19 protein-coding genes are annotated in these 22,406 nt (G+C 40.0%); all 19 read left to right on the top strand.

What is annotated here, in order from left to right; translation table 11 throughout:
* The first annotated feature begins 22 nt into the window (after positions 1–22).
* Positions 23–1,651 carry a bacillithiol biosynthesis cysteine-adding enzyme BshC gene (gene bshC / locus JFU24_RS08175; protein ID WP_201181550.1) on the top strand — a complete coding sequence of 543 codons (1,629 nt, stop codon included), beginning with the start codon at positions 23–25 and terminating at the stop codon, positions 1,649–1,651.
* 342 nt (positions 1,652–1,993) lie between these two features.
* Complete coding sequence (mraZ, locus tag JFU24_RS08170) at positions 1,994–2,425, top strand: division/cell wall cluster transcriptional repressor MraZ (RefSeq protein ID WP_053345229.1); 432 nt, start codon at positions 1,994–1,996, stop codon at positions 2,423–2,425.
* Between the two features lie 52 nt (positions 2,426–2,477).
* Complete coding sequence (rsmH, locus tag JFU24_RS08165) at positions 2,478–3,410, top strand: 16S rRNA (cytosine(1402)-N(4))-methyltransferase RsmH (RefSeq protein WP_201181542.1); 933 nt, start codon at positions 2,478–2,480, stop codon at positions 3,408–3,410.
* Between the two features lie 30 nt (positions 3,411–3,440).
* A complete protein-coding gene (ftsL, locus tag JFU24_RS08160; RefSeq protein ID WP_201181540.1) occupies positions 3,441–3,797 on the top strand; it encodes a cell division protein FtsL in 357 nt (118 codons plus the stop codon).
* Positions 3,798–3,799: 2 nt separating this feature from the next.
* Complete coding sequence (locus JFU24_RS08155) at positions 3,800–5,962, top strand: penicillin-binding protein (RefSeq protein WP_201181535.1); 2,163 nt, start codon at positions 3,800–3,802, stop codon at positions 5,960–5,962.
* A gap of 132 nt (positions 5,963–6,094) precedes the next feature.
* Positions 6,095–8,017: a stage V sporulation protein D gene (locus JFU24_RS08150; protein ID WP_201181533.1), complete on the top strand. Its 1,923-nt coding sequence runs from the start codon at positions 6,095–6,097 to the stop codon at positions 8,015–8,017.
* 158 nt (positions 8,018–8,175) lie between these two features.
* Positions 8,176–9,648: a UDP-N-acetylmuramoyl-L-alanyl-D-glutamate--2,6-diaminopimelate ligase gene (locus tag JFU24_RS08145; protein WP_201221483.1), complete on the top strand. Its 1,473-nt coding sequence runs from the start codon at positions 8,176–8,178 to the stop codon at positions 9,646–9,648.
* A gap of 88 nt (positions 9,649–9,736) precedes the next feature.
* Positions 9,737–10,714: a phospho-N-acetylmuramoyl-pentapeptide-transferase gene (gene mraY / locus JFU24_RS08140; protein WP_053345236.1), complete on the top strand. Its 978-nt coding sequence runs from the start codon at positions 9,737–9,739 to the stop codon at positions 10,712–10,714.
* Positions 10,715–12,067 carry a UDP-N-acetylmuramoyl-L-alanine--D-glutamate ligase gene (gene murD / locus JFU24_RS08135; RefSeq protein ID WP_201181531.1) on the top strand — a complete coding sequence of 451 codons (1,353 nt, stop codon included), beginning with the start codon at positions 10,715–10,717 and terminating at the stop codon, positions 12,065–12,067.
* Positions 12,068–12,229: 162 nt separating this feature from the next.
* Positions 12,230–13,330, top strand: a complete 1,101-nt coding sequence (gene spoVE, locus JFU24_RS08130) for a stage V sporulation protein E (RefSeq protein ID WP_053345238.1) — start codon at positions 12,230–12,232, stop codon at positions 13,328–13,330.
* A 364-nt stretch (positions 13,331–13,694) separates the two neighbouring features.
* A complete protein-coding gene (gene murB, locus JFU24_RS08125; protein ID WP_116821762.1) occupies positions 13,695–14,603 on the top strand; it encodes a UDP-N-acetylmuramate dehydrogenase in 909 nt (302 codons plus the stop codon).
* A 138-nt stretch (positions 14,604–14,741) separates the two neighbouring features.
* Positions 14,742–15,524, top strand: coding sequence for a cell division protein FtsQ/DivIB (locus tag JFU24_RS08120; protein ID WP_201181529.1), 783 nt, complete (start codon positions 14,742–14,744; stop codon positions 15,522–15,524).
* Positions 15,511–16,203: a DUF881 domain-containing protein gene (locus tag JFU24_RS08115; protein WP_201181527.1), complete on the top strand. Its 693-nt coding sequence runs from the start codon at positions 15,511–15,513 to the stop codon at positions 16,201–16,203. The genes JFU24_RS08120 and JFU24_RS08115 overlap by 14 nt, the downstream gene beginning before the upstream one ends.
* Positions 16,204–16,244: 41 nt before the next feature.
* On the top strand, positions 16,245–16,955 hold the full coding sequence (locus JFU24_RS08110) for a DUF881 domain-containing protein (RefSeq protein ID WP_053345242.1): 711 nt from the start codon (positions 16,245–16,247) through the stop codon (positions 16,953–16,955).
* The gene (locus JFU24_RS08105; protein ID WP_201221477.1) at positions 16,955–17,353 is read left to right on the top strand and encodes a small basic family protein; all 399 of its coding nucleotides are present in this window, start codon (positions 16,955–16,957) and stop codon (positions 17,351–17,353) included. The genes JFU24_RS08110 and JFU24_RS08105 overlap by 1 nt, the downstream gene beginning before the upstream one ends.
* Positions 17,354–17,581: 228 nt before the next feature.
* Complete coding sequence (gene ftsA, locus JFU24_RS08100) at positions 17,582–18,880, top strand: cell division protein FtsA (protein WP_201181525.1); 1,299 nt, start codon at positions 17,582–17,584, stop codon at positions 18,878–18,880.
* A 44-nt stretch (positions 18,881–18,924) separates the two neighbouring features.
* The gene (ftsZ, locus tag JFU24_RS08095; protein WP_053345245.1) at positions 18,925–20,082 is read left to right on the top strand and encodes a cell division protein FtsZ; all 1,158 of its coding nucleotides are present in this window, start codon (positions 18,925–18,927) and stop codon (positions 20,080–20,082) included.
* 585 nt (positions 20,083–20,667) lie between these two features.
* Positions 20,668–21,594: a sigma-E processing peptidase SpoIIGA gene (gene spoIIGA / locus JFU24_RS08090; RefSeq protein ID WP_201249832.1), complete on the top strand. Its 927-nt coding sequence runs from the start codon at positions 20,668–20,670 to the stop codon at positions 21,592–21,594.
* Positions 21,595–21,653: 59 nt separating this feature from the next.
* Complete coding sequence (gene sigE, locus JFU24_RS08085) at positions 21,654–22,373, top strand: RNA polymerase sporulation sigma factor SigE (RefSeq protein WP_053345247.1); 720 nt, start codon at positions 21,654–21,656, stop codon at positions 22,371–22,373.
* The last annotated feature ends 33 nt before the right edge of the window (positions 22,374–22,406 follow it).

Here is a 22,406-nt window from a genome sequence, read left to right as displayed (position 1 = left end):
TGCAGAGAAAGGGAGAACAGAAATGGAGATGAAAGATCTCGCGTTACCATCTTTAAATCGATTTGCATCGGACTATTTACAAAACCGTCTTGAAACTGAGGAGTATTTTCACTATGACCTGTCCAATCCGGACATATATCGTAATAGATACCTTGAATTGATGAACCGTTCGTTTTTACGAGGGGAGTTATCAGATTACATACAACAATACATGTCTCGTTTTCCAAGCAGTGATGCTGTTAATGGAAATATTGAAAGGTTGCGCAGTAACGATTCAGTGGTCGTGATTGGCGGGCAGCAGGCTGGTTTATTGTCAGGTCCACTTTATACGATTCATAAAGTGATATCAATCATTAAGCTTGCTGAAGAACAAGAAAAAGAACTAGGGAAGTCTGTAATTCCTGTTTTTTGGATAGCTGGTGAAGATCATGATTTAGCTGAAGTCAATCATGTTTATGTGATGAAAAACAGTAAACCTAATAAAAAGACATACCCTTCATATCAGCCATATAAAACAATGGTTTCGGATATGGAGCTTGATACGGAAAAGGCAGAGAAGTGGTTCGAAGAAATCATTGAAACTTACGGAGAAACAGCCTTTACGAATAAACTTCTTATTGATATTAAAGAAACAATCGAGCAATCGAACACATTCGTCGACTTTTTTGCCCGTCTGATTCACGAATGGTTCCATGAATATGGCCTTTTACTTGTCGATGCTGGTGATCCGAAACTAAGGGAAATAGAAACAGGCTTCTTTGAATCGATGATTAAAAAAAGTGAACGGATTGCAGAAGTTGTCGTGGAGCAACAATCATATATGCATGCTCAAGGCTATGCAAAAATGATAGAAATGGATAAACAGGCAGCTAATTTATTTTATTATGATACAGATAAAAAAGATCGATGTTTACTCGAACGGGTAGATGGTATGTTCAGCGGGAAGAACGGAGAGGTTTCATTTTCTGAGCAGGAACTCTTGCAGATAGCCAAAGGTCATCCAGAACAACTAAGCAATAATGTCATTACTCGTCCGCTTATGCAGGAAATGCTTTTCCCGGTATTAGCCTTTATTTCTGGACCGGGGGAAATTGCTTATTGGGCAGAATTGAAACAGGCATTTGAGTTGTTTTCAATGAAGATGCCGCCAATCGTTCCGAGGTTAAACATCACGCTTGTAGAGCGTGGCGTTCAAACTGATCTTGAGGAAACAGAACTCGAGTTGGAAACCGTGTTGACTGAAGGAACCACGAATGCTGTTCGATGTTACCTTGATACTGTGAAGGATGAGACGATTGATCAATTATTCGGGCAGTTGAAATCGCAACTTGAAGATAATCATGAAAAGCTATCAGTGCACGCTGTTTCGTTAGATAGAGGTCTTGAGCCGATGTTGAATAAAAATATCGAATTCATCCAAAAGCAATTGGATTTCATGTATGGGAAAATTGGTGACCGTACTAAGGAACGCCACTCGGTTGTATTGAAAAAGTTTGAACGGATAGCAAATTCGCTGTATCCTCTGGAATCACCACAGGAGAGGATCTGGAATGTTTTTTATTACTTGAATCAATATGGACCAGATTTTGTTCGGGAAATTATGAAACTGGATTATCAGTTTAATAACCAGCACAAATTGATTTTTTTGTAGAAAAACTCACCTGATTGGATGAGAGTGGTGGGCTAATGATTTTGAATAAAGAGACTCACCTACTTTTAGGAAGAATGGGAGTATAAAAATCAGCAGAAAGACAGGCGGCCAGCCTGTCTTTTTTTTGTTGGTGGCCATTTGCATGTAAGCCTTCGACAGTATTAGTGTGACTGTGTCTTAGTGTGCGTTAATTCGAGTGAAATGGTGTTGTCTTTAAATAAATTGGCTAAATAAACTTAAGTAGAAAAGAAGGGAATTTTTACTTATAAGGAGAAAGTAAAAACAAGTGGAGAAAGGTGGGGGAATGTGGTACATTGAGATTAGAATGTGGGGGTTGTGGGTATGTTCATGGGAGAGTACCATCATAACATCGATATAAAAGGTCGTCTGATTGTCCCAGTTAAATTCAGGGACAACCTTGGGGAACAATTTGTACTGACCCGTGGACTTGATCAATGTTTATTTGGTTACCCTATGGAAGAGTGGAAGCTGCTTGAAGAGAAGCTGAAAGCCCTGCCTTTAACTAAAAAAGATGCCCGAGCCTTTACCCGTTTTTTCTTTTCGGCAGCAACAGAATGCGAAATAGATAAACAAGGGCGAATAAATATTCCCACGCCGCTTACTTCATATGGCCAATTGGAAAAAGAATGTGTAATTCTTGGTGTTACCAATCGTATTGAGATTTGGAGCAAATCCCTTTGGGAAAACTATTTTTCAGCTTCAGAGGATTCTTTCGCTGAGATAGCAGAAAATATGATTGGCTTTGATATTTAAGGCTGCCCTCAGAAATAGAGTTACTCAATAACCGATTGGAAGGATGTCTAGCATGTTTCAACATACAACAGTGTTATTAAAAGAGACGGTTGATGGATTAAACATCAAACCTGATGGAATTTATGTAGATTGTACTTTAGGAGGGGCAGGTCACAGTCAATACTTGCTCTCACAGTTATCTGACAAGGGCAGACTTTATGCTTTTGATCAGGATGAGACGGCGATTCAGAATGCCAAGGCTAAATTAGAAAGCTATGGAGACCGTATTGTACTCGTTCCTAATAATTTTAAATACTTAAAAGAAGAGTTGAATGCCCGGGGAATCGAGAAAGTGGATGGGATTCTTTATGATTTAGGTGTGTCATCTCCACAGTTGGATACACCAGAGCGAGGATTCAGTTATAACCATGATGCGCCACTGGATATGAGGATGGATCAGAGTGCTGCTATTTCTGCATATGATGTTGTGAATACTTGGTCATTCCATGAATTGATGAGAATCTTCTTTCAATATGGAGAAGAAAAATTTTCTAAGCAAATTGCCAGGAAAATTGAAGCAGCTCGTGAAATAAAACCGATTGAAACAACGTTTGAGCTTGTAGAGCTAATTAAAGATGGAATTCCTGCACCGGCAAGAAGAAAAGGCGGACACCCCGCGAAACGAGTATTTCAAGCAATACGAATTGCTGTAAATGATGAACTTGGTGTCTTTGAAGATTCTTTAGAGCAAGCTATTTCCCTATTGGATATAGAAGGAAGAATATCTGTCATTACATTCCATTCACTAGAAGATAGAATTTGTAAAACAGTATTTAAAAAAGCCAGTGCCTTGCCTGACCTTCCGCATGGACTTCCAGTTATTCCTGATGAATTTAAACCGCCTATGAAATTAATCACGAGAAAACCAATCTTACCTTCAGAAGAAGAATTGGAAGGGAATAATCGTTCCCGTTCAGCTAAGTTAAGAATTGCCGAGAAACAATAAATATAGAAAAATCAGTAAGGGGGAGCATGAATGAGTTCCATAGCCAAAAAAATACAAGAACAGCAATATGAAGACCAACAGCAACAACAGACACATCAAACAGTGGTCATCCGTAAAGCGAAGATATCCATTGGTGAAGTAATCTTACTATGTGCCCTTGCTATTATGGTTACCTTTTTGGGAGTGAAAATAGTTTCTAACCAAGCGGCCATTTATGAAACGAATAAAGAGATCCAGCAAGTCGAAGTATCAATTGATAAACAGAGTAAAGTGAACGAAGATTTGAAAGTGCAGGTTGATGAACTCAGTACATACGAAAGAATTTGGAAAAAAGCTGAAGAGCTAGGGTTCAAGTTAAATAAGAATAATGTGAAGGGTGTGCAGTGATAATGCAGAAACAAAAAAATATGAAGCATGGAGCAGCCGGATTATTCTTCTTATTCGGCCTGCTCTTTTTTGTATTAATCTGCCGCTTTTTGTATATTCAGGTGACAGGCACAGCCGGTGGTGAGGTATTAGCTTCGAAAATCGACAAGAAATATGAAAGAGAACAGGTCATAGAAGCTAAAAGGGGAAGTATCCTCGATACAAAGGGTGAAGTCATTGCCGAGGATACTTCTTCCTATATTTTAAGGGCTGTACTTAGTGAAAAGGAAACTGAACATGTCAAAGACCCAGAAATGACGGCTGCTAAACTTGCTAAATATATAGATATGGATGAGCAGGACATCTATGAGCGCCTTACGAAAAAAGGGGCATACCAGGTGGAGTTTGGGAAGGCCGGCAAGGATTTGACTCAGGTTGTCAAACAGAAAATAGAAAAATTGGAACTGCCGGGAATTACATTTGGAAGAACGAATAAACGCTTTTATCCGAATGGAATCTTCGCTTCGCATCTAATTGGCTATGTAGAAAAAGATGAGAAAACCGGAGAAATGGCTGGTAAGTTCGGAATAGAAAAGTACCTCAATAAAGAATTGCAGGAAACGGATGGAAAACTGACATATGACAGTGACAAATGGGGAATTCTTTTACCGGATACGAAGGAAAAGGTGGTAGCTCCGGATAATGGTAATGATGTAATGCTGACCATCGACAAGAAAATACAAACTTTCTTGGAAGATTCGTTGAGTAAAGTGCAAGAAAAGTATGATCCCGAGCAAATCATAGCGATTGTATCCAATCCCAAAACGGGGGAAATTGTAGCGATGGGGCAAAGACCTACCTTCCATCCGACAACGAAAGAGGGGCTTACGGATACGTGGCGTAACCTTGCTATCGAAGAATCATTCGAACCAGGCTCAACCATGAAAACGTTCACCCTTGCAGCTGCTGTGGAAGAAGGGGTCTTTAATCCCAATGAAAGTTTTACTGCCGGCACTTACAAGACGGGAGCGGGCTCCATCGGTGATCACAGCGGAATCGAAAGAGGAAAAAGTATGACCTTTCTTGAAGGTGTACAACGTTCTTCCAATGTCGCTTTTGCGACATTGGCAATGGATAAAATCGGTGCAGATACCTTCCGAGAATATTTGACGAAGTTTGGTTTCGATAATAAGACGGGGATTGATCTGCCGAATGAGATAACTGGTAAAATTCAATATAAGTATAAGCTTGAAAAGGTTACAACATCTTTTGGGCAAGGCTCAACCGTTACACCGATTCAACAGATCCAAGCAGCCTCGGCAATTGCCAATGATGGAAAAATGATGCAACCGTATGTGATTAAAAGTATTTCCGATCAGGATACCGGAAAAGTATTGAAAACGACAAAACCAAAAGTATCAGGTGAACCGATTTCAGCAGAGACTGCTAAACAAGTACGTGACTATTTGGAAACGGTAATCTCTGCGAAAAAAGGAACAGGGAAAAAATATGCAATTGAAGGATACGAAGTAGCAGGGAAAACAGGTACAGCTCAGATTGCCGGTCCAACAGGCCGATATTTAGAAGGGAAGAATAACTATGTATTCTCCTTTTTAGGTATGGCTCCAAAAGATGACCCACAACTGGTCATCTATGTGGCGGTCAAAAAGCCAAACTTAGGTGCCACTTATGTAGGAGCGGATCCATTGTCTGAGATATTTAATCCTGTCATGCAAAATAGCCTGCAATATTTAAATATAAAGCCTTCTGATGTGAAAAAACAAACAGCCAATAAAATTGAAGACTATACTAATCAATCTGAGAGTTCTTCTGTTAAGGAGCTGGAACAGTTAGGATATGAAGTTAGTACGATCGGAAGCGGTCGGAAAGTTCTCGATCAATCACCTAAAGCAGGGAGCACCCTCTTACAGGGTGAAAAAATAATCCTTCGAACAGAAGGTGATATGAAAGTTCCTGATATGAAAGGATGGTCCTTACGTGATGTAATGAAATTAGCTAAGGTTGCGAAGCTGGATCTCCAAACTTCAGGAACAGGTTATGTGAGTAAACAGAATATCAAGGTAGGTAAAAAGGTTAAGGAAGGGGACTCTTTCAATGTTGAATTGTCCCAACCCGAAGGCGCTGCCGATAATTTATCAAGTAATGAGAATAAAGGGTCTGATTAAAAAAATAGATATTAAAATAAAGAGGGTGATCCAAATAGATCACCCTCTTTATTTTTTTGATTGTTTTCTTAGTCTAGCATTGAGTAGACAAGCATATATATTGAAGCATGTATGAAATGGAGGTGCCTGTTTTTGCGTGTTTCAAATGTTACGGTCCGAAAAAGGCTGGCAATCGCATTGGCAGTAGGTCTCATTGTGTTTTTTATCATTGATATCCGCTTAGGGATTGTTCAATTTTATCTTGGGGACAAGTTGACCGGTTTGGCTAAGGATTCCTGGAGCAGGAATATTCCTTTCGAGGCCAAACGTGGTGAGATTTTAGATCGGAATGGTGTCGAACTGGCAACGAATATATCAGCACCAACAGTATATGTCATCCCGAGACAGATTGAGAACCCCGGTGAGACGGCGGAACAGCTGGCTTCAATATTAGATATGACGAAGGAAAAAGCTTATCAATGGTTAACGAAACAGGCGATGAGTGTCAGAATTCCGGAAGGTAGAAAGATATCTCATGAAAAGGCGAAAGAAATTAAAGCATTAGGGATAAAAGGCGTGTATATCGCCGAAGATTCAAAGCGTCATTACCCATTTGGGGAATACCTCTCGCATGTGCTTGGCTTTACGGGTTCGGATAACCAGGGATTGATGGGAATTGAATTATCCTATGATAAGGAGCTAAGTGGGGAAAAAGGATTTGTGAAATTTTATTCAGATGCCAAAGGGAAAAGGCTTGAGAATATGGCAGATGACTATAAGCCGCCTGTTGATGGAGATAACTTGAAACTGACGATTGATAGCAGAATTCAGACAATAGTCGAACGGGAGCTCGATAATGCAGAGGCGACTTATAATCCTGATGGTCTTATTGCCATTGCGATGGATCCTAATACCGGGGAAATATTGGCGATGTCGAGCAGGCCGACTTTTGACCCAGCTAATTTTCAAAATGTACCCTCTGAAGTGTATAATCGCAATTTACCAGTTTGGAGTATTTATGAACCGGGTTCGACTTTTAAGATCATCACCCTTGCTGCAGCGCTTGAGGAAGGGAAGGTCGACTTACAAAATGAACACTTTTACGATTCCGGGCATGTGGAAGTCTCAGGGTCCACGTTGCATTGTTGGAAAAGGGGAGGACATGGAGACCAAACTTTTCTAGAAGTTGTTGAGAACTCATGTAACCCTGGTTTTGTAGAGCTTGGTAACCGTCTTGGCAAAGATAAGCTGTTTAAATATATTAATGATTTCGGTTTTGGACAAAAAACTGGAATTGATTTAACAGGAGAAGGAAAAGGAATCATGTTTAATATGGATCGGGTAGGCCCAGTTGAGCAGGCAACAACTGCGTTTGGACAAGGTGTTGCTGTAACACCTATTCAGCAGGTCACAGCGGTTTCGGCAGCAGTTAATGGAGGAACATTATATACACCTTACATTGCAAAGGAACTGGTTGATCCAAAAAATGGCGATGTACTAATGAGAAAGACCCCCCAGGCGAAAAAAAGGGTGATTTCAGAAGAAACTTCCAAGAAAGTCCGTGAAGCACTTGAATCCGTTGTTGCAAAAGGAAGCGGTAAAGGAGCATTCGTGGAGTCGTATCGGGTCGGTGGGAAAACGGGTACTGCCCAAAAAGCGGAAAATGGCCGATATTTAGAAAATAATTTTATACTCTCATTTATTGGTGTCGCTCCGGCGGATGATCCGCAAATCGTCGTCTATATAGCGGTTGATAATCCTAAAGGAACGGTTCAATTCGGTGGCGTTGTTGCCGCACCAATCGTCGGAAATATCATGGAAGATTCATTAAGAGCCATGGGTGTAAAGCCAAGGAAAAACCAGATTGAAAAAGAAACGCTCTGGACGGATCCTGTTATGATCGAGGTACCAAATGTTGTAGGTATGAGCAGGAAAGAGCTGCAAACCCAGCTCATTGATCTTAAACTTGATATAGCCGGTAATGGGGATAAAGTCATAAATCAAGCTCCGGATGCAGGGGTTAAAGTAAAAGAAGGCTCTACAATAAGAATTTATCTTGGCGAAAATACAGAATAAGTATAAAATAATATATGATTAGTTAAGGCGGCTGAAGAATCATCAGCCGCTTTGTTTACGGAGTCGTGTAAACCCCGTATAATAAAAATTGGTTTCTCGACAAGCCAAAGTTAATCACATATAATGAATCCTCAAATTAAGTTGAGAGGGATGGAAAAATGAAGCTTCACAAATTACTATCTTATTTACACTCCTTATTTAAGTATGAAGGAGAAAATCCTGAGATCACCTCCATTGAAAATGATAACCGTAAAGTCAAAGACGGAAGTTTATTTGTTTGTATAAAAGGTTATACAGTCGATGGTCATGATTTTGCCCAATCAGCTGTCGAACATGGAGCTTCGGCAGTGATCGCCGAACGGCCGCTTGACTTGAATGTTCCAGTAATTGTAGTCCGTGATTCAAGCAGAGCCATGGCAGTCCTTGCAGATGCATTTTTCGGCCATCCGACCCAAAAGTTGCGCTTGATTGGAATTACAGGTACGAACGGCAAAACGACGACCAGTCATTTACTTGAAAAGATTTTCGAGGATCAAAAGGAAAAAACAGGATTGATTGGCACCATGTATACGAAAGTTGCTGACAAGGTGTATGAAACTAAGAATACGACGCCAGATAGTGTTACGTTACAGAAAGCTTTTCATGAAATGACCGAAGCAGATGTCTCAACGGCTATCATGGAAGTTTCTTCACATGCGCTTGAGCTTGGGCGTGTCCACGGATGTGATTATGATATTGCCGTTTTTACAAATTTAACGCAGGATCATTTGGATTTCCATAAAACCATGGACAGATATAGGCAGGCAAAATCATTATTTTTCTCCCAGCTTGGCAATGCCTACATAGAAAATCGTCCCAAATATGCTGTGCTTAATGCTGATGATGCTGCAACAGATGATTTCATCAAGGTGACCGCTGCTACAGTTGTTACATATGGAATTGACAAAGAAGCTGATATTAATGCCAAGGATATAAAGATTGATGCAAAAGGCACAGCATTCACCTTGACTGCAGGTAAAGAAGAGCGTGAAGTTCAGCTGCAGCTAATTGGTAAATTCAGCGTCTATAATGTTCTAGCAGCCATTTCTGCTGCTCTATGCGCCGGGAACGATTTGGATGAGACCATAAAATCTATTGAGGAAATAGAAGGTGTTGCCGGCCGTTTTGAGCTTATTTCGGCGAATCAGGATTTCCCGGTCATTGTTGACTATGCTCATACTCCGGACAGTTTAGAAAATGTTTTAAAGACAGTCGGGGAATTTGCTGAAAAGAAAATTTTTGTAATAGTGGGCTGCGGTGGAGATCGTGATAAAACAAAGCGTCCAATCATGGCTGAAATAGCTTGCAGATTGGCGTCTGACCCTATATTCACTTCAGATAATCCCCGTAGTGAAAATGCCGCCCAAATCCTGAGGGATATGGAAGCTGGTGTAGCTGGTAAAGAATATACGGTTATCGAAGATCGCAGACAGGCAATCGATTATGCTGTTTCCAAAGCCAAAACAGGCGACGTTATCTTAATAGCGGGAAAAGGACATGAAACGTATCAACAAGTCGGTGACGAAGTACTTCACTTTGATGACCGTGAAGAAGCAGAAAAAGCGATTCAAAGAAGGTTGGGTTCAGTCTGAATCATAGATATTTGACCCACCGGACAAACATGAAACGACAACAAGTAGAATTTATATTTGAATTGTGTTAGGAATGAGGGAGTAAGGAATGTTGGAACAAGTAATTTTTTATACAATTTTGGTGGCGTTTTTAGTAACCGTTCTTCTATCGCCGATTTTTATCCCGTTTTTAAGAAGATTGAAATTCGGGCAAAGTATTCGGGAAGAAGGCCCACAATCACATCAAAAGAAAACAGGAACACCTACTATGGGCGGACTGGTTATATTATTATCGGTGACCATCGCTACATTAATAATGACTTTTAAATTTTCGGTACCATCTACCGAAACGTATTTATTATTATTCGTTACTTTAGGATTTGGTTTATTAGGTTTCTTGGACGATTTTATCAAAGTGGTCATGAAGCGGAATCTAGGCTTGACTTCGAAGCAAAAACTATTGGGCCAAATCGTGATATCAGTCATTTTTTACTTCGTCTTTAAGCAGACAGACCGTTTTAATCCGGAATTGACGATTCCTGGTACTGATTTTGCGATTGATTTTGGCTGGTTTTATCTCTTTATCGTGATTTTCTGGCTAGTCGGTTTTTCTAATGCCGTCAATTTGACGGATGGGCTTGATGGACTTGTCTCAGGTACGTCTGCTATTGCTTTTGGTGCTTTTGCAGTACTAGCTTGGAGTCAGTCACAATATGATGTTGCTATATTTTCTGTAGCAGTTGTCGGTGCTGTTTTAGGTTTCCTTGTCTTCAATGCACATCCTGCAAAGGTATTTATGGGGGATACAGGGTCCTTAGCTCTTGGGGGAGCGATTGCTACCATTGCCCTGTTAACTAAACTTGAAATACTGCTGGTAATCATTGGTGGCGTCTTCGTCATTGAAACGCTATCGGTCATTTTACAAGTAGGATCGTTTAAAACCACTGGAAAGCGTATTTTTAAAATGAGTCCGCTTCACCATCATTATGAGCTTTCTGGCTGGTCGGAATGGCGCGTCGTCGTGACTTTCTGGACAGTAGGGCTACTGTGTGCGGTACTTGGAATCTATTTAGAGGTGTGGATATAATTGAAAGAGACTGTAAAGTATTCAGAGAAAAAAGTATTGGTATTAGGATTGGCGAAAAGCGGAGTGATGGCAGCTTCGCTTCTACATAAATTAGGTGCTTTCGTGACGGTTAATGACATGAAGCCATTATCAGAAAATCCGGAGGCGCAGGGGCTTCTTGAACAGGGAATCAAAGTCATTTGCGGTAGCCATCCGATAGAACTGCTTGATGAAGGATTTGAACTGATTGTAAAAAATCCAGGAATTCCCTATCGAAATCCACTTGTTAAAGGTGCTTTGGAAAAAGGGATTCCGGTTATCACGGAAGTTGAACTTGCCTATCAGATCAGTGAGGCTCCTTTCATAGGCATCACGGGTACAAATGGGAAAACGACAACGACAACGTTGATTTTTGAAATGTTGAAGACCGGTGAAAAATCACCACTTATTGCTGGGAATATTGGGACGGTTGCCTCTGGTGTTGCTGAGAAAGCAAAATCTGATGACGCGATTGTCATTGAATTATCATCTTTCCAGCTGATGGGGATTGAGGAATTCCGTCCTGAAATCTCAATCTTGACGAATTTATATGATGCGCATCTGGATTATCATAGCTCCAAGCAGGAATATGCTGAAGCAAAGGCTGCGATTACGAAAAATCAAATAGCTTCAGATTTCATGATCTTTAATGCAGATCAAGATGCTGTTTTGGCTATGGCAAATAAGTCCAAGGCCGAGCTTGTACCATTTTCAACTGAAGTAAAACATGAGAATGGAGCATATGTCGAAGATTTTGCTGTCTTTTTCCGAGGGGAAAAAGTGATTGATGTTTCAGATATCGCCCTTCCTGGAAAACACAATTTGGAAAATGTGCTCGCGGCAATTTCAGCGGCCAAACTTAAGGGTGTTGCTAACGAAGCTATTCAAAAAGTATTAAAAACGTTTTATGGTGTAGAGCATCGTCTGCAGTTTGTGGCGACGGTTGAAAATCGTAAATTTTATAATGATTCGAAAGCCACAAACATTCTTGCTGCCTCCAAAGCTCTAACATCATTTACAGAACCTGTAATCTTATTGGCAGGCGGGTTGGATCGTGGAAATGAATTTGACGAGTTAAAACCTGCTATGAAAAATGTCAAAGCCGTGATTACGTTTGGTGAAACGGCAGAAAAAATTGAACGGATAGCCAAAGAAATAGGAATAACGAATATAAAACGTGTCGATAATGTAGAAAAGGCCGTACCGGCTGCTTTTGATTTATCAAATGAAGGCGACTGTATTCTCCTCTCCCCGGCTTGTGCAAGCTGGGATCAATATAAAACTTTTGAGCAAAGAGGAGACATGTTTATGGAGGCCGTGCATAAACTGAAATAAGAGCTTTCGCAGAAGGAAGTGAACCTGCTTCTACGTTGACATCTTGGAAAAAAGCGATAATGAGCCGTTATCGCTTTTTTTTTGACTAAAGTGCTGACAAGCAATCAGCATACATGTTTTATATTCGTACAGGCTCGAAAAACTTCCTAGAGGTGGATGTCCGTGCCATTAAAAAAATCCAATCCTGATCTCATTCTCATTATCGTCACCTTAAGTCTCTTGACCGTAGGTTTAATCATGGTTTACAGCGCGAGTGCCATTTGGGCGACTTATAAATTTGATGATTCCTTTTATTTTGCAAAAAGACAGCTGCTGTTTGCCTGTGTTGGGGTTATAGCAATGTTTTTCATCATGAATGTGGATTACTGGACGTGGCGAACTTGGGCCAAAATCCTAATCATCATTTGTTTCATTATGCTACTGGCTGTCCTGGTTCCTGGTATCGGAATGGCGAGAAATGGTTCTAGGAGCTGGATTGGTGTAGGGGCCTTTTCGGTTCAACCATCAGAGTTCATGAAGCTAGCGATGATTGCTTTTTTAGCTAAGTTTTTATCTGAACGGCAAAAGTTGATCACCTCCTTTAAAAAAGGGATGCTCCCATCTTTGGGCCTTGTATTTTTAGCATTTGGACTAATTATGTTACAGCCCGATCTTGGGACGGGAACGGTCATGGTTGGAACATGTATCGTGATGATTTTTATTTCAGGAGCAAAAATCAGCCATTTTGTTGGCTTAGGGTTAATCGGGGTACTAGGTTTTGTTGGTCTGATTTTGTCGGCTCCGTACCGGATAAAAAGGATCACTTCGTTTCTGGATCCATGGGAAGACCCTTTGGGGAGCGGCTTTCAAATGATTCAATCATTTTATGCAATCGGACCCGGGGGATTGTTTGGTCTCGGTTTGGGCCAAAGCCGGCAGAAGTTTTTCTATTTACCAGAACCACAGACCGATTTTATTTTCGCAATACTTTCTGAGGAACTTGGCTTCATCGGAGGCTCGATGATTATCTTGTTATTTTCGCTTATGCTCTGGCGGGGCATTCGAATCGCTCTTGGTGCACCAGATTTGTATGGGAGCCTTGTAGCGGTGGGGATCATTGCGATGGTCGCCATTCAAGTGATGATCAATATAGGTGTTGTCACTGGTTTGATGCCTGTTACTGGAATTACCTTGCCGCTTTTAAGTTATGGGGGTTCATCCCTAACGCTCATGCTGATGGCCATCGGTGTACTACTGAATATTAGCCGCTATTCAAGGTTCTAACCATAATAAAACATGTGTTATATCAAAAGGAAGCCCTGTTCAAACAGTAGGCTTCCTTTTTTATTCTTTAGCTGAAAACCGTTGTGGGGAAGATAGTAGCGGGTACATTGATGCAATTTAGAAATATCTGAAATGCTACATAAAAATTACCATGTATGAATGTTAGGGATTCTATAATAAATATTGGCAATACGGCTTTGTTTAGACTATAGTATAAGAGGGTTAGGCCGCATTGGCGCTTACTTCTGCTCATATTTCTGCTTTTAAATAAAAGGTGTTATTATTTTTGTATAATAAGAGACCTCGTATGGTGAGGATATGAAAATTATAATTTGGAATTTTTGGAACAACAAGGAGGTTTATCATGAATAAAATGATAAAACAATTAACAGAACTGCAAATCGGCAAAGTTCTTGAACAGGAACCACTTGCGAATCATACAACTATGAAAATTGGGGGACCGGCTGATTTATTCATCGTGCCATCATCCATTGAAAATATAGAAAAAACGATGCAGGTCATCAAGGAACATGCCACACCTTGGAGAGCGATTGGTAGGGGCTCGAACCTCTTAGTCAGCGATGGCGGAATTGAAGGTGTAGTGCTGAAATTGGGCAAAGGACTTGACCATCTTGAGATAAATGGCCCGGAGATTAAAGCAGGGGCTGGTGTGTCTCTTGTTAGCTTGTCTGTACAAATTAGCAAAAAAGGATATGCAGGTCTGGAATTTGCCAGTGGAATTCCTGGCTCAATTGGTGGAGCGGTCTATATGAACGCTGGTGCACACGGTTCCGATATGAGTGAAATTCTAAAGGAGGCGCATGTTCTGTTTGAAGATGGAACGTTGGCCTGGCTTTCTAAGGAGGAAATGGAGTTTTCTTATCGAACTTCAATACTTCAAAAGAAAAAACCAGGAATCGTACTGGAAGCCATTTTTCAACTAACTGAGGGAAATAAAACTGAAATAGTAGAAAGAATGCAGAATAACAAAAACTATCGTAAGGATACCCAGCCGTATAATCTACCATGTGCCGGGAGCATATTTAGAAATCCGCTGCCACATCATGCAGGGAAATTAGTGGAGAATGCTGGCCTAAAGGGACACTCCATTGGTGGAGCACAGATTTCCCCTATGCATGGGAACTTTATCGTTAACACAGGAAATGGAAGTGCAGCAGATGTTCAAGCATTGATACAGCACGTGAAGGACACTGTGTATGACAAGTTTGAAATTGAATTGGAAACCGAAGTGGAAATAATCGGACGGAAATAAAAGAAGATTTATTTTTCATATCCAAATATTGTGGTATAATGTGTTACCTGAAAAGTATAGTAATAAGTTTTTCTTAAATTTGTCATGATTTAATATAGTGTCAAAAACCATCCATTTTTTCAGGAAGAGGTGAAAGGGATGGAAAAGGGGAAAATCGTTTCTATTGAGGACCGCATCCCGAAACTAAAACAATTAAGAAAAAGTAAAGCAAACAGACGACTTGTTCTTTTGCTTTCCCTTTTCTTCATTCTGATTGCTTGTGTGTTATATTTCTTATCCCCTTTGAGCTATGTTCAATCCGTGCAGGTAGAAGGGAATCGTTATATTACATCTAAGCAAATTGTTAAATTAAGTGAAATAAAGAAGGATCGAAGTATTTGGAAGGTTGATACAGGATCAACAGTAGCAAATATTAAAAAAAATCCGGAAATAGCGAGCGTTAAGGTTACACCTATATTTCCCAATTCTATAAAAATTACAGTTTCTGAACATAATAGAATGGCGTATCTATCCAATGATGGGAAGTTTTCACCTATTTTGGAAAATGGTTCTGTTTTGGAAGAGTTAGCAACTGGTGAAATTCCAGTATTTGCCCCGGTTTTAATTGGCTTCAAAGAGGGTAAAGCATTAAAGTTGCTTTTAGAGGAGTTGGACAAGCTTCCTGTCGAGATTCAGAACGCTATATCGGAAATCCATCATGCTCCAACTAAAACTGATGGTTACCATATCGTAATGTTTATGAATGATGGATATGAAGTAAGTGCTACAAGTCGAACTTTATCCGAAAAAATGATTCACTATCCATCGATTGTCAGTCAGTTGGATCCGAAGGTAAAGGGTGTCATTGATCTAGAAGTCGGTTCTTATTTCAAAGCCTATAAACCTGCTGAACAAAAGGAAGACACTAATGAGGAAAATTAATAGCAAACAGGTGATTTTATCCCTTGTTAGTGTTGTTCTAGGATTTATGATTGCCTTTTCTTACAATTTAACGAAAGATGGTCAAGGAGTAGTGAAAGATAAAGCGTGGGATCAAGAATATGAACTCAGGCAGCAATTAATAGAGCAAGAGAAGCAGAACCGGGAACTACAGAAGGAACTCCTTCAAAAGCAAGCAAAAGTATCCAACATAGAAAAAGATTTAGCACAGGAAAAGCAGCTGTTTTTCAATCTAGCAAAGGATACCGAGAAATATCGGATGTACCTTGGAAAAGTGAAAGTGAAAGGTACAGGCCTTCAGGTAACACTTGAAGATGGTTCCGATATTGATTCAGAAGCCAATGTGAATAATTACCTGGTTCATGAACAGCACGTCTTCAAGGTTGTCAATGAATTATACATATCAGGGGCAGAGGCTGTCGCGATTAACGGTCAGAGGCTAGATCATGATTCGTATATAGTCTGTAATGGACCTGTGATTACAATCGATGGTCATCAGCACCCTGCTCCATTTATCATTTCGGCGATTGGGGACCCCGATATCTTAGAGGCTTCCTTAGATATACCAGGTGGTATAAAGGAACAGTTGGTTAATGAAAATGTTATTTTTACTATGGAAAAGCAAAAGAAAATCATTTTTGATCCAATTATTGGAGGGTGAATAATCGCCGGATTCGATGAAAGATTGGTGAAACACTGGAAATGAGAAAAAAGCTATCTTTTAGTTTGATTACTTTGATTGCTGGCTTCATGCTTGCTATTCAATTCAATTTGGTAAATCAGCCAGTAGTTTCTGATACCAGAGATATGTGGCAACTGAAAAATGATTTATTAAAAGAACAGCAGTCCCAGGTTGAATTATTAGAGAGTATTAGTAAGCTTGAGGAGAAAATTGCATCCTATGAAACAAAGAAAAATGAAAGTAAAGAAGAATTATTGCGTGAAACACTTTCTGAATTTAAGACTGACGCAGGTTTGACTGAGATAACGGGAAAAGGAGTCAGTGTGTCTGTCCAACCTATAAAAGAAGGTCTCCTACTTGGTGAGAAGATAGAGTATATTTCCCCTGTATTATTAAGAAGGCTCATTAATGAAATGTATATGTTTGGCGCAGATGAAATTTCCATTTCGGGACAACGGTACATTTCTACATCAGTGATTCGTGATATTAATGGGAAGCCAAAAGTAGACGGATATTCGCTCACTGATTACCCGCTTGAAATACAAGCCCTAACCGTTAATCCCAAAAAACTAAAACAGCGTATTCAAGGTTCTGAACTAATGGATGATTTCTTTATAGATAATTTTGAAGTTCAAATTACAACTCCATCTAGTGAACTGACATTGCCAGCATATCAAAATACGATTAATGTGGAACACATGGAGCCCATTATAGATGGAGGGGAATCGTAATGTGGCTTCCAGTTTTTGGACTGTTAATTGGGATTACCCTAGGCTTTTTGGTGGATTTTGATATTCCTCATGAATATTCAAATTATCTTTCCATTGCCGTCCTTGCTGCTTTTGATACCTTATTTGGAGGAATACGGGCACATTTGCAAAATCTTTATGATGAAGTTGTATTTGTAACGGGATTCTTCTTTAATATTGTTTTAGCCGCAGGTTTGGCTTTTCTAGGTGTACATCTTGGTGTAGACTTGTATTTAGCCGCAATCTTTGTGTTTGGCGTTAGACTCTTTCAAAATATCGCACAGATTAGAAGAATATTAATTGATAAATGGTCGATTTCACGGAAAAAACAGAAAAAAATCTATAATTTTAAAGGGAATTACGTGATAAATGACGAATAGTTTAAGGCAGTATCTAGTTTGGAAATGATATCCGTTTTTTTGAGAAGCGAACAATAACCATCATAAAGAGCTAAACCTACGAGTTTTATCCAAAACATATTAGATAATCTAGTTTATTATCATATTAGCGAGTTGCAATTAGGTTTGTTATTCAATTATGAATAGGTCTTTCAATATAAAAATGTTATTCTACTAATACATGTATAAAACCGAAGGAGGTGCCATGGAATGAACAGCAACGAAATTTACGTAAGTCTTGACATCGGTACATCCAGTGTAAAAGTTATCATTGGGGAAATGGTCAATGACACATTAAATATAATCGGCGTAGGGAATGTTAAATCAGAAGGGCTCAAAAAGGGTTCGATCGTCGATATAGATGAAACCGTCCAATCTATTCAAAAAGCTGTAGAGCAAGCTGAGCGAATGATTGGGATGGAGATAAAAAAAGTAATCGTCGGTATCAGTGGAAATCACGTCACGCTTCAACCTTGTCATGGGGTGGTAGCAGTATCCAGTGACAATAAAGAGATTACTGAGCATGACGTTTTCCGTGTTAGAGAAGCAGCGGAGTTAATAACGATACCATCCGACAGGGAAATTATCGACGTGGTACCGATTCATTACAAGGTTGATGAACTTGATGAAATCAGTGATCCAAGGGGCATGATAGGTGTTCGTTTGGAAATGAGAGGGATATTAATCACGGGTCTGCGGACAATCTTACATAATACTCTGAGGTGTGTGGAAAGAGCTGGGTTAGAAATAACCGATATTGCTCTTCAGCCCTTAGCAGCAGGTGCCCTTGTATTATCCAAGGATGAAAAAGAACTTGGTGTGGCACTTGTCGATATTGGCGGAGGTTCTACAACTCTGGCAATTTTCGAACAAGGCTATTTACAATATACGTCTGTGATTCCTATAGGCGGGGAGACTCTTACGAAAGATCTTTCCATCGTTCTAAGGACAACGATGGAAGAAGCTGAAAAAATTAAAGTTAAGCATGGACATGCCTATTATGATGACGCGTCTGAAGATGAAGTATTCCAAATACCAATCATCGGCAGCGACCAGCAGCAGCCCTGCAATCAGTTAATGCTTTCAGATATTATTGAAGCAAGGGTGACCGAAATATTTGAGCTGATTCAAGATGATTTGAGGAGACTTGGCTTCCAGGATGTCCCGGGAGGTTTTGTGTTGACCGGTGGTGTCGTCAAGATGCCAGGAGTCCTGGAGCTTGCTCAATATGTGTTCCAAAATCGTGTGAGGACGGCAGAACCGAATTATATCGGAGTTAGAGAGCCTCAATACACGACAGCTGTAGGTCTGATTAAACACGCATGCAAGAAAGAGAGAATGCAAAAAAACACCGCTAATAAAACTCCTGTAGCAGCTGGACAAGCACAAGAAAATAATGACCAGCGCAGTCAAAAAGTTTCTCAGAAAAGTAAAGAGAACACGGCTAAAAAACAAGGTGAAAAAGGTGAATCTAAATTCAAAAAAATCCTGGGTTACTTTTTTGAATAACAATCATAAAGAATCGGGAATTTCGTCAAAATAGGAGGATTGTCATGTTGGAGTTTGATTCTAATTTAGAACAATTAGCAACGATAAAAGTAATAGGTGTTGGCGGCGGCGGAAACAATGCGGTAAACAGAATGATCGAGCATGGCGTACAAGGTGTTGAGTTTATTTCAGTCAATACTGACGCGCAGGCTCTTAATCTATCAAAAGCAGAAATCAAAATGCAAATCGGTGGTAAGCTTACACGTGGATTGGGTGCTGGTGCCAACCCGGAGGTAGGAAAGAAAGCCGCAGAAGAAAGCAAAGAACAAATTGAAGAAGCGCTTAAAGGTGCCGATATGGTTTTCGTAACTGCTGGAATGGGTGGCGGAACAGGTACAGGAGCTGCGCCGGTTATTGCTGGTATTGCTAAAGATTTAGGAGCACTTACGGTAGGTGTAGTCACACGTCCATTCACATTCGAAGGCCGAAAACGTGCAACTCAGGCACAAGGCGGTATTTCTTCCATGAAGGAATCGGTTGACACACTAATCGTCATTCCAAACGACCGTCTCCTCGAAATTGTTGATAAAAGTACGCCAATGCTTGAAGCATTCCGTGAAGCGGATAATGTTCTTCGTCAAGGTGTACAAGGGATTTCAGATCTAATTGCCGTCCCTGGTCTTATTAACTTAGACTTTGCCGATGTTAAGACAATCATGTCCAACAAAGGTTCAGCTCTTATGGGCATTGGGATTTCCTCAGGGGAAAACCGTGCAGCAGAAGCAGCGAAGAAAGCTATTTCCAGTCCCCTCCTTGAAACATCCATTGATGGTGCTCAAGGCGTCCTGATGAATATTACTGGTGGAACGAACCTAAGTCTTTTTGAAGTTCAGGAAGCAGCCGATATCGTGGCTACTGCATCCGATCAAGACGTAAACATGATTTTCGGTTCGGTTATCAATGAAAATCTTAAAGATGAAATCGTCGTTACAGTTATTGCAACTGGGTTTAACGAGGTTGAATCTTCAATACGGCCTGCTGGACGTCCAACGCTTGGACAACAGCAGCAACCTAGACCTCAGACACAACAAACGCCACAGTCAAATGTTAAGCGTGAAGTGAAGAGAGAAGAAGTCAATGAGCAGCCTGTGCGTAATACTAATCAAGGTGATGAGGCTCTGGATATTCCAACCTTCCTTCGTAACCGTAATAGAAGGCGTTAATTTCTTAACCATAATGAACCGTTCCCAATGGGAACGGTTTTTTTGTGTTTAAAAAAATCTCTGCTGAAAAGCTGAATTTTGATTGAAATCATCAGATAAGCGCATTAAATACTCTATGGCCTTCAAAAAGGTACTATCAATAGCGTTACACGGTTTCTCTGTATCTGACTAATGGGTTTCTAACTAAGAGTAAACTGAGAAGTGGCTTAGGGTTATTCATTGCACTCAATGCCCTATTTTAAACGTAGTAAAAACAACTAGACATTCTCATTTGAAAAATAGGTGAAGAACGTTTCCGAGCAGACGTTCTATTTGTATTTTGAACTTTCATCATCTTAAGGAGAAAAAGATAACGGGCGGGAAGAAATTCTTTATCTTTTGAAACATAAATCGACAGCAATAAAAGGGAGCAGGATAGTCTCTATGACTTAATTGAAAATATCAATAGCTGTTTTTCTACAAAAAGGGAAAAAATGACTGAAAAACTCTTAAGTTTTCAGTACAAAAAGTGACACACTTTCTAAGGGAAGGTACGCTATACTTTTTGCAAGTGGAAGGTTAGTTCCTAAAAGGAGGGGAGGGTTTTTGACCTTATATTTAGATGTGATCTGGTTGTTGAATTGGTCATTTGACTGCCTCCTTCTATATTGGACTGCAATTATTCTCAAACGAAGGGTTGCTCTATGGCGGGTTTGTGTCGGTGGGCTGATTGGTTCCTTCATTATCGTATTGGCGTTCACTCCTTTTTATGCAATTGCCGACCGAGTTTACATGAAGATTTTAGTTTCTCTATTTATGGTTCTGGCTACCTTTGGGTTTAATAGGTTCAACCTTTTCATGAAGTCGGTAGCTACTTTATATTTTGTGACGTTTTTATCGGGAGGAATCCTTCTTGGCCTTCACTATTTGTTTGAATTTCAAATAGTTTCCAAGGACCCTAGCCAATATGCTGGAATCAATCGTTTTGGTGACCCTGTCAGCTGGATATTTGTGATGATTGGGTTCCCGCTTGCTTGGCAATTTTCCAAGCGCACACTCGAGGGGATGGAGATGACAAAGCTTACACATGAACAAATGGTTTCAGTATCGGTTAAAATTTCAGACTTTGAAGGAACATTTAATGGGCTGGTGGATAGTGGAAATCAGTTATATGATCCGATTACCCGCTCTCCAGTAATGATTATCTCCCTTTCAGGGGGGGAAGAAGGAATCCCAGCAGATATGCTAGACCTGTTTAAAAACCCTGATAGCCTGGTTCAGCAGGAGGAACAGCCTGAGTATTCGTGGACTGGACGAATGCGAGTTATCCCTTATAAAGTTGTCGGTCATGAACATCAATTGTTAACTGCGATTAAGCCGGATTTTATTAAAATCGTTCAAGGTGAAAAAGAGTATCATGTCAAGCAGGGACTCGTTTCGTTTACCTTTCAGCAACTTTCTCCCGACAATAGCTATCAATCTATTGTTCATCCAAAAATGTTAACCGGCATACCGGTGCAAAATGCCTCCTGAACCACTGATTCATTCAAAAATTTTACCCATTAACCGTTTATTTAGAAGGGAGAATTATTTTGAAGAAATTCATTCTTCGACTCACTTATTTTTGGTACAAACTATTGTTCAAGCTCGGATTGAAAACGGACGAAATATTTTATATAGGAGGGAGTGAGGCGCTGCCACCGCCGCTTTCAAAAGAAGAAGAGGCAATACTGATTAATAAATTGCCTAAGGGCGATGAAGCTGCACGATCGATTTTAATCGAACGAAATTTAAGGCTGGTTGTCTATATTGCAAGGAAATTTGAAAATACAGGTATCAATATAGAAGACTTAATCAGCATCGGTACCATAGGTTTAATTAAGGCTGTAAATACATTCAACCCCGAGAAAAAAATTAAATTAGCTACATATGCCTCTAGATGCATAGAGAATGAAATTTTAATGTATTTACGAAGGAATAACAAAATACGTTCTGAAGTGTCTTTTGATGAACCACTGAATATTGACTGGGATGGAAATGAGCTCCTGCTATCGGACGTCCTTGGTACTGACGATGATATAATTACGAAGGACCTGGAGGCAAATGTGGACCGTAAGCTGCTAACGAAGGCTCTAACGCAGCTCTCCGAACGTGAAAAACAGATAATGGAGCTTCGTTTTGGACTTGCAGGTGGAGAAGAAAAAACCCAAAAAGATGTTGCCGATATGTTGGGAATTTCCCAATCTTATATTTCACGTTTGGAAAAAAGAATTATTAAGAGGCTTCGAAAAGAATTTAATAAAATGGTGTAAAAAAAATGATGGGCGCAAATACCAATTAAATCA

The sequence above is a fragment of the Peribacillus sp. TH27 genome (assembly GCF_016650915.1).
GTDB lineage: Bacteria > Bacillota > Bacilli > Bacillales > DSM-1321 > Peribacillus > Peribacillus butanolivorans.
This window is presented reverse-complemented; position numbering and strand designations above follow the sequence as displayed.

What these genes read in the sequence shown, in the direction of transcription:
- bshC (WP_201181550.1), top strand. Translation starts at nt 23, where the DNA reads ATGGAGATGAAAGATCTCGCGTTACCATCTTTAAATCGATTTGCATCG.
- mraZ (WP_053345229.1), top strand. Translation starts at nt 1,994, where the DNA reads ATGTTCATGGGAGAGTACCATCATAACATCGATATAAAAGGTCGTCTG.
- rsmH (WP_201181542.1), top strand. Translation starts at nt 2,478, where the DNA reads ATGTTTCAACATACAACAGTGTTATTAAAAGAGACGGTTGATGGATTA.
- ftsL (WP_201181540.1), top strand. Translation starts at nt 3,441, where the DNA reads ATGAGTTCCATAGCCAAAAAAATACAAGAACAGCAATATGAAGACCAA.
- JFU24_RS08155 (WP_201181535.1), top strand. Translation starts at nt 3,800, where the DNA reads ATGCAGAAACAAAAAAATATGAAGCATGGAGCAGCCGGATTATTCTTC.
- JFU24_RS08145 (WP_201221483.1), top strand. Translation starts at nt 8,176, where the DNA reads ATGAAGCTTCACAAATTACTATCTTATTTACACTCCTTATTTAAGTAT.
- mraY (WP_053345236.1), top strand. Translation starts at nt 9,737, where the DNA reads ATGTTGGAACAAGTAATTTTTTATACAATTTTGGTGGCGTTTTTAGTA.
- murB (WP_116821762.1), top strand. Translation starts at nt 13,695, where the DNA reads ATGAATAAAATGATAAAACAATTAACAGAACTGCAAATCGGCAAAGTT.
- JFU24_RS08120 (WP_201181529.1), top strand. Translation starts at nt 14,742, where the DNA reads ATGGAAAAGGGGAAAATCGTTTCTATTGAGGACCGCATCCCGAAACTA.
- JFU24_RS08115 (WP_201181527.1), top strand. Translation starts at nt 15,511, where the DNA reads ATGAGGAAAATTAATAGCAAACAGGTGATTTTATCCCTTGTTAGTGTT.
- JFU24_RS08110 (WP_053345242.1), top strand. Translation starts at nt 16,245, where the DNA reads ATGAGAAAAAAGCTATCTTTTAGTTTGATTACTTTGATTGCTGGCTTC.
- JFU24_RS08105 (WP_201221477.1), top strand. Translation starts at nt 16,955, where the DNA reads ATGTGGCTTCCAGTTTTTGGACTGTTAATTGGGATTACCCTAGGCTTT.
- ftsA (WP_201181525.1), top strand. Translation starts at nt 17,582, where the DNA reads ATGAACAGCAACGAAATTTACGTAAGTCTTGACATCGGTACATCCAGT.
- ftsZ (WP_053345245.1), top strand. Translation starts at nt 18,925, where the DNA reads ATGTTGGAGTTTGATTCTAATTTAGAACAATTAGCAACGATAAAAGTA.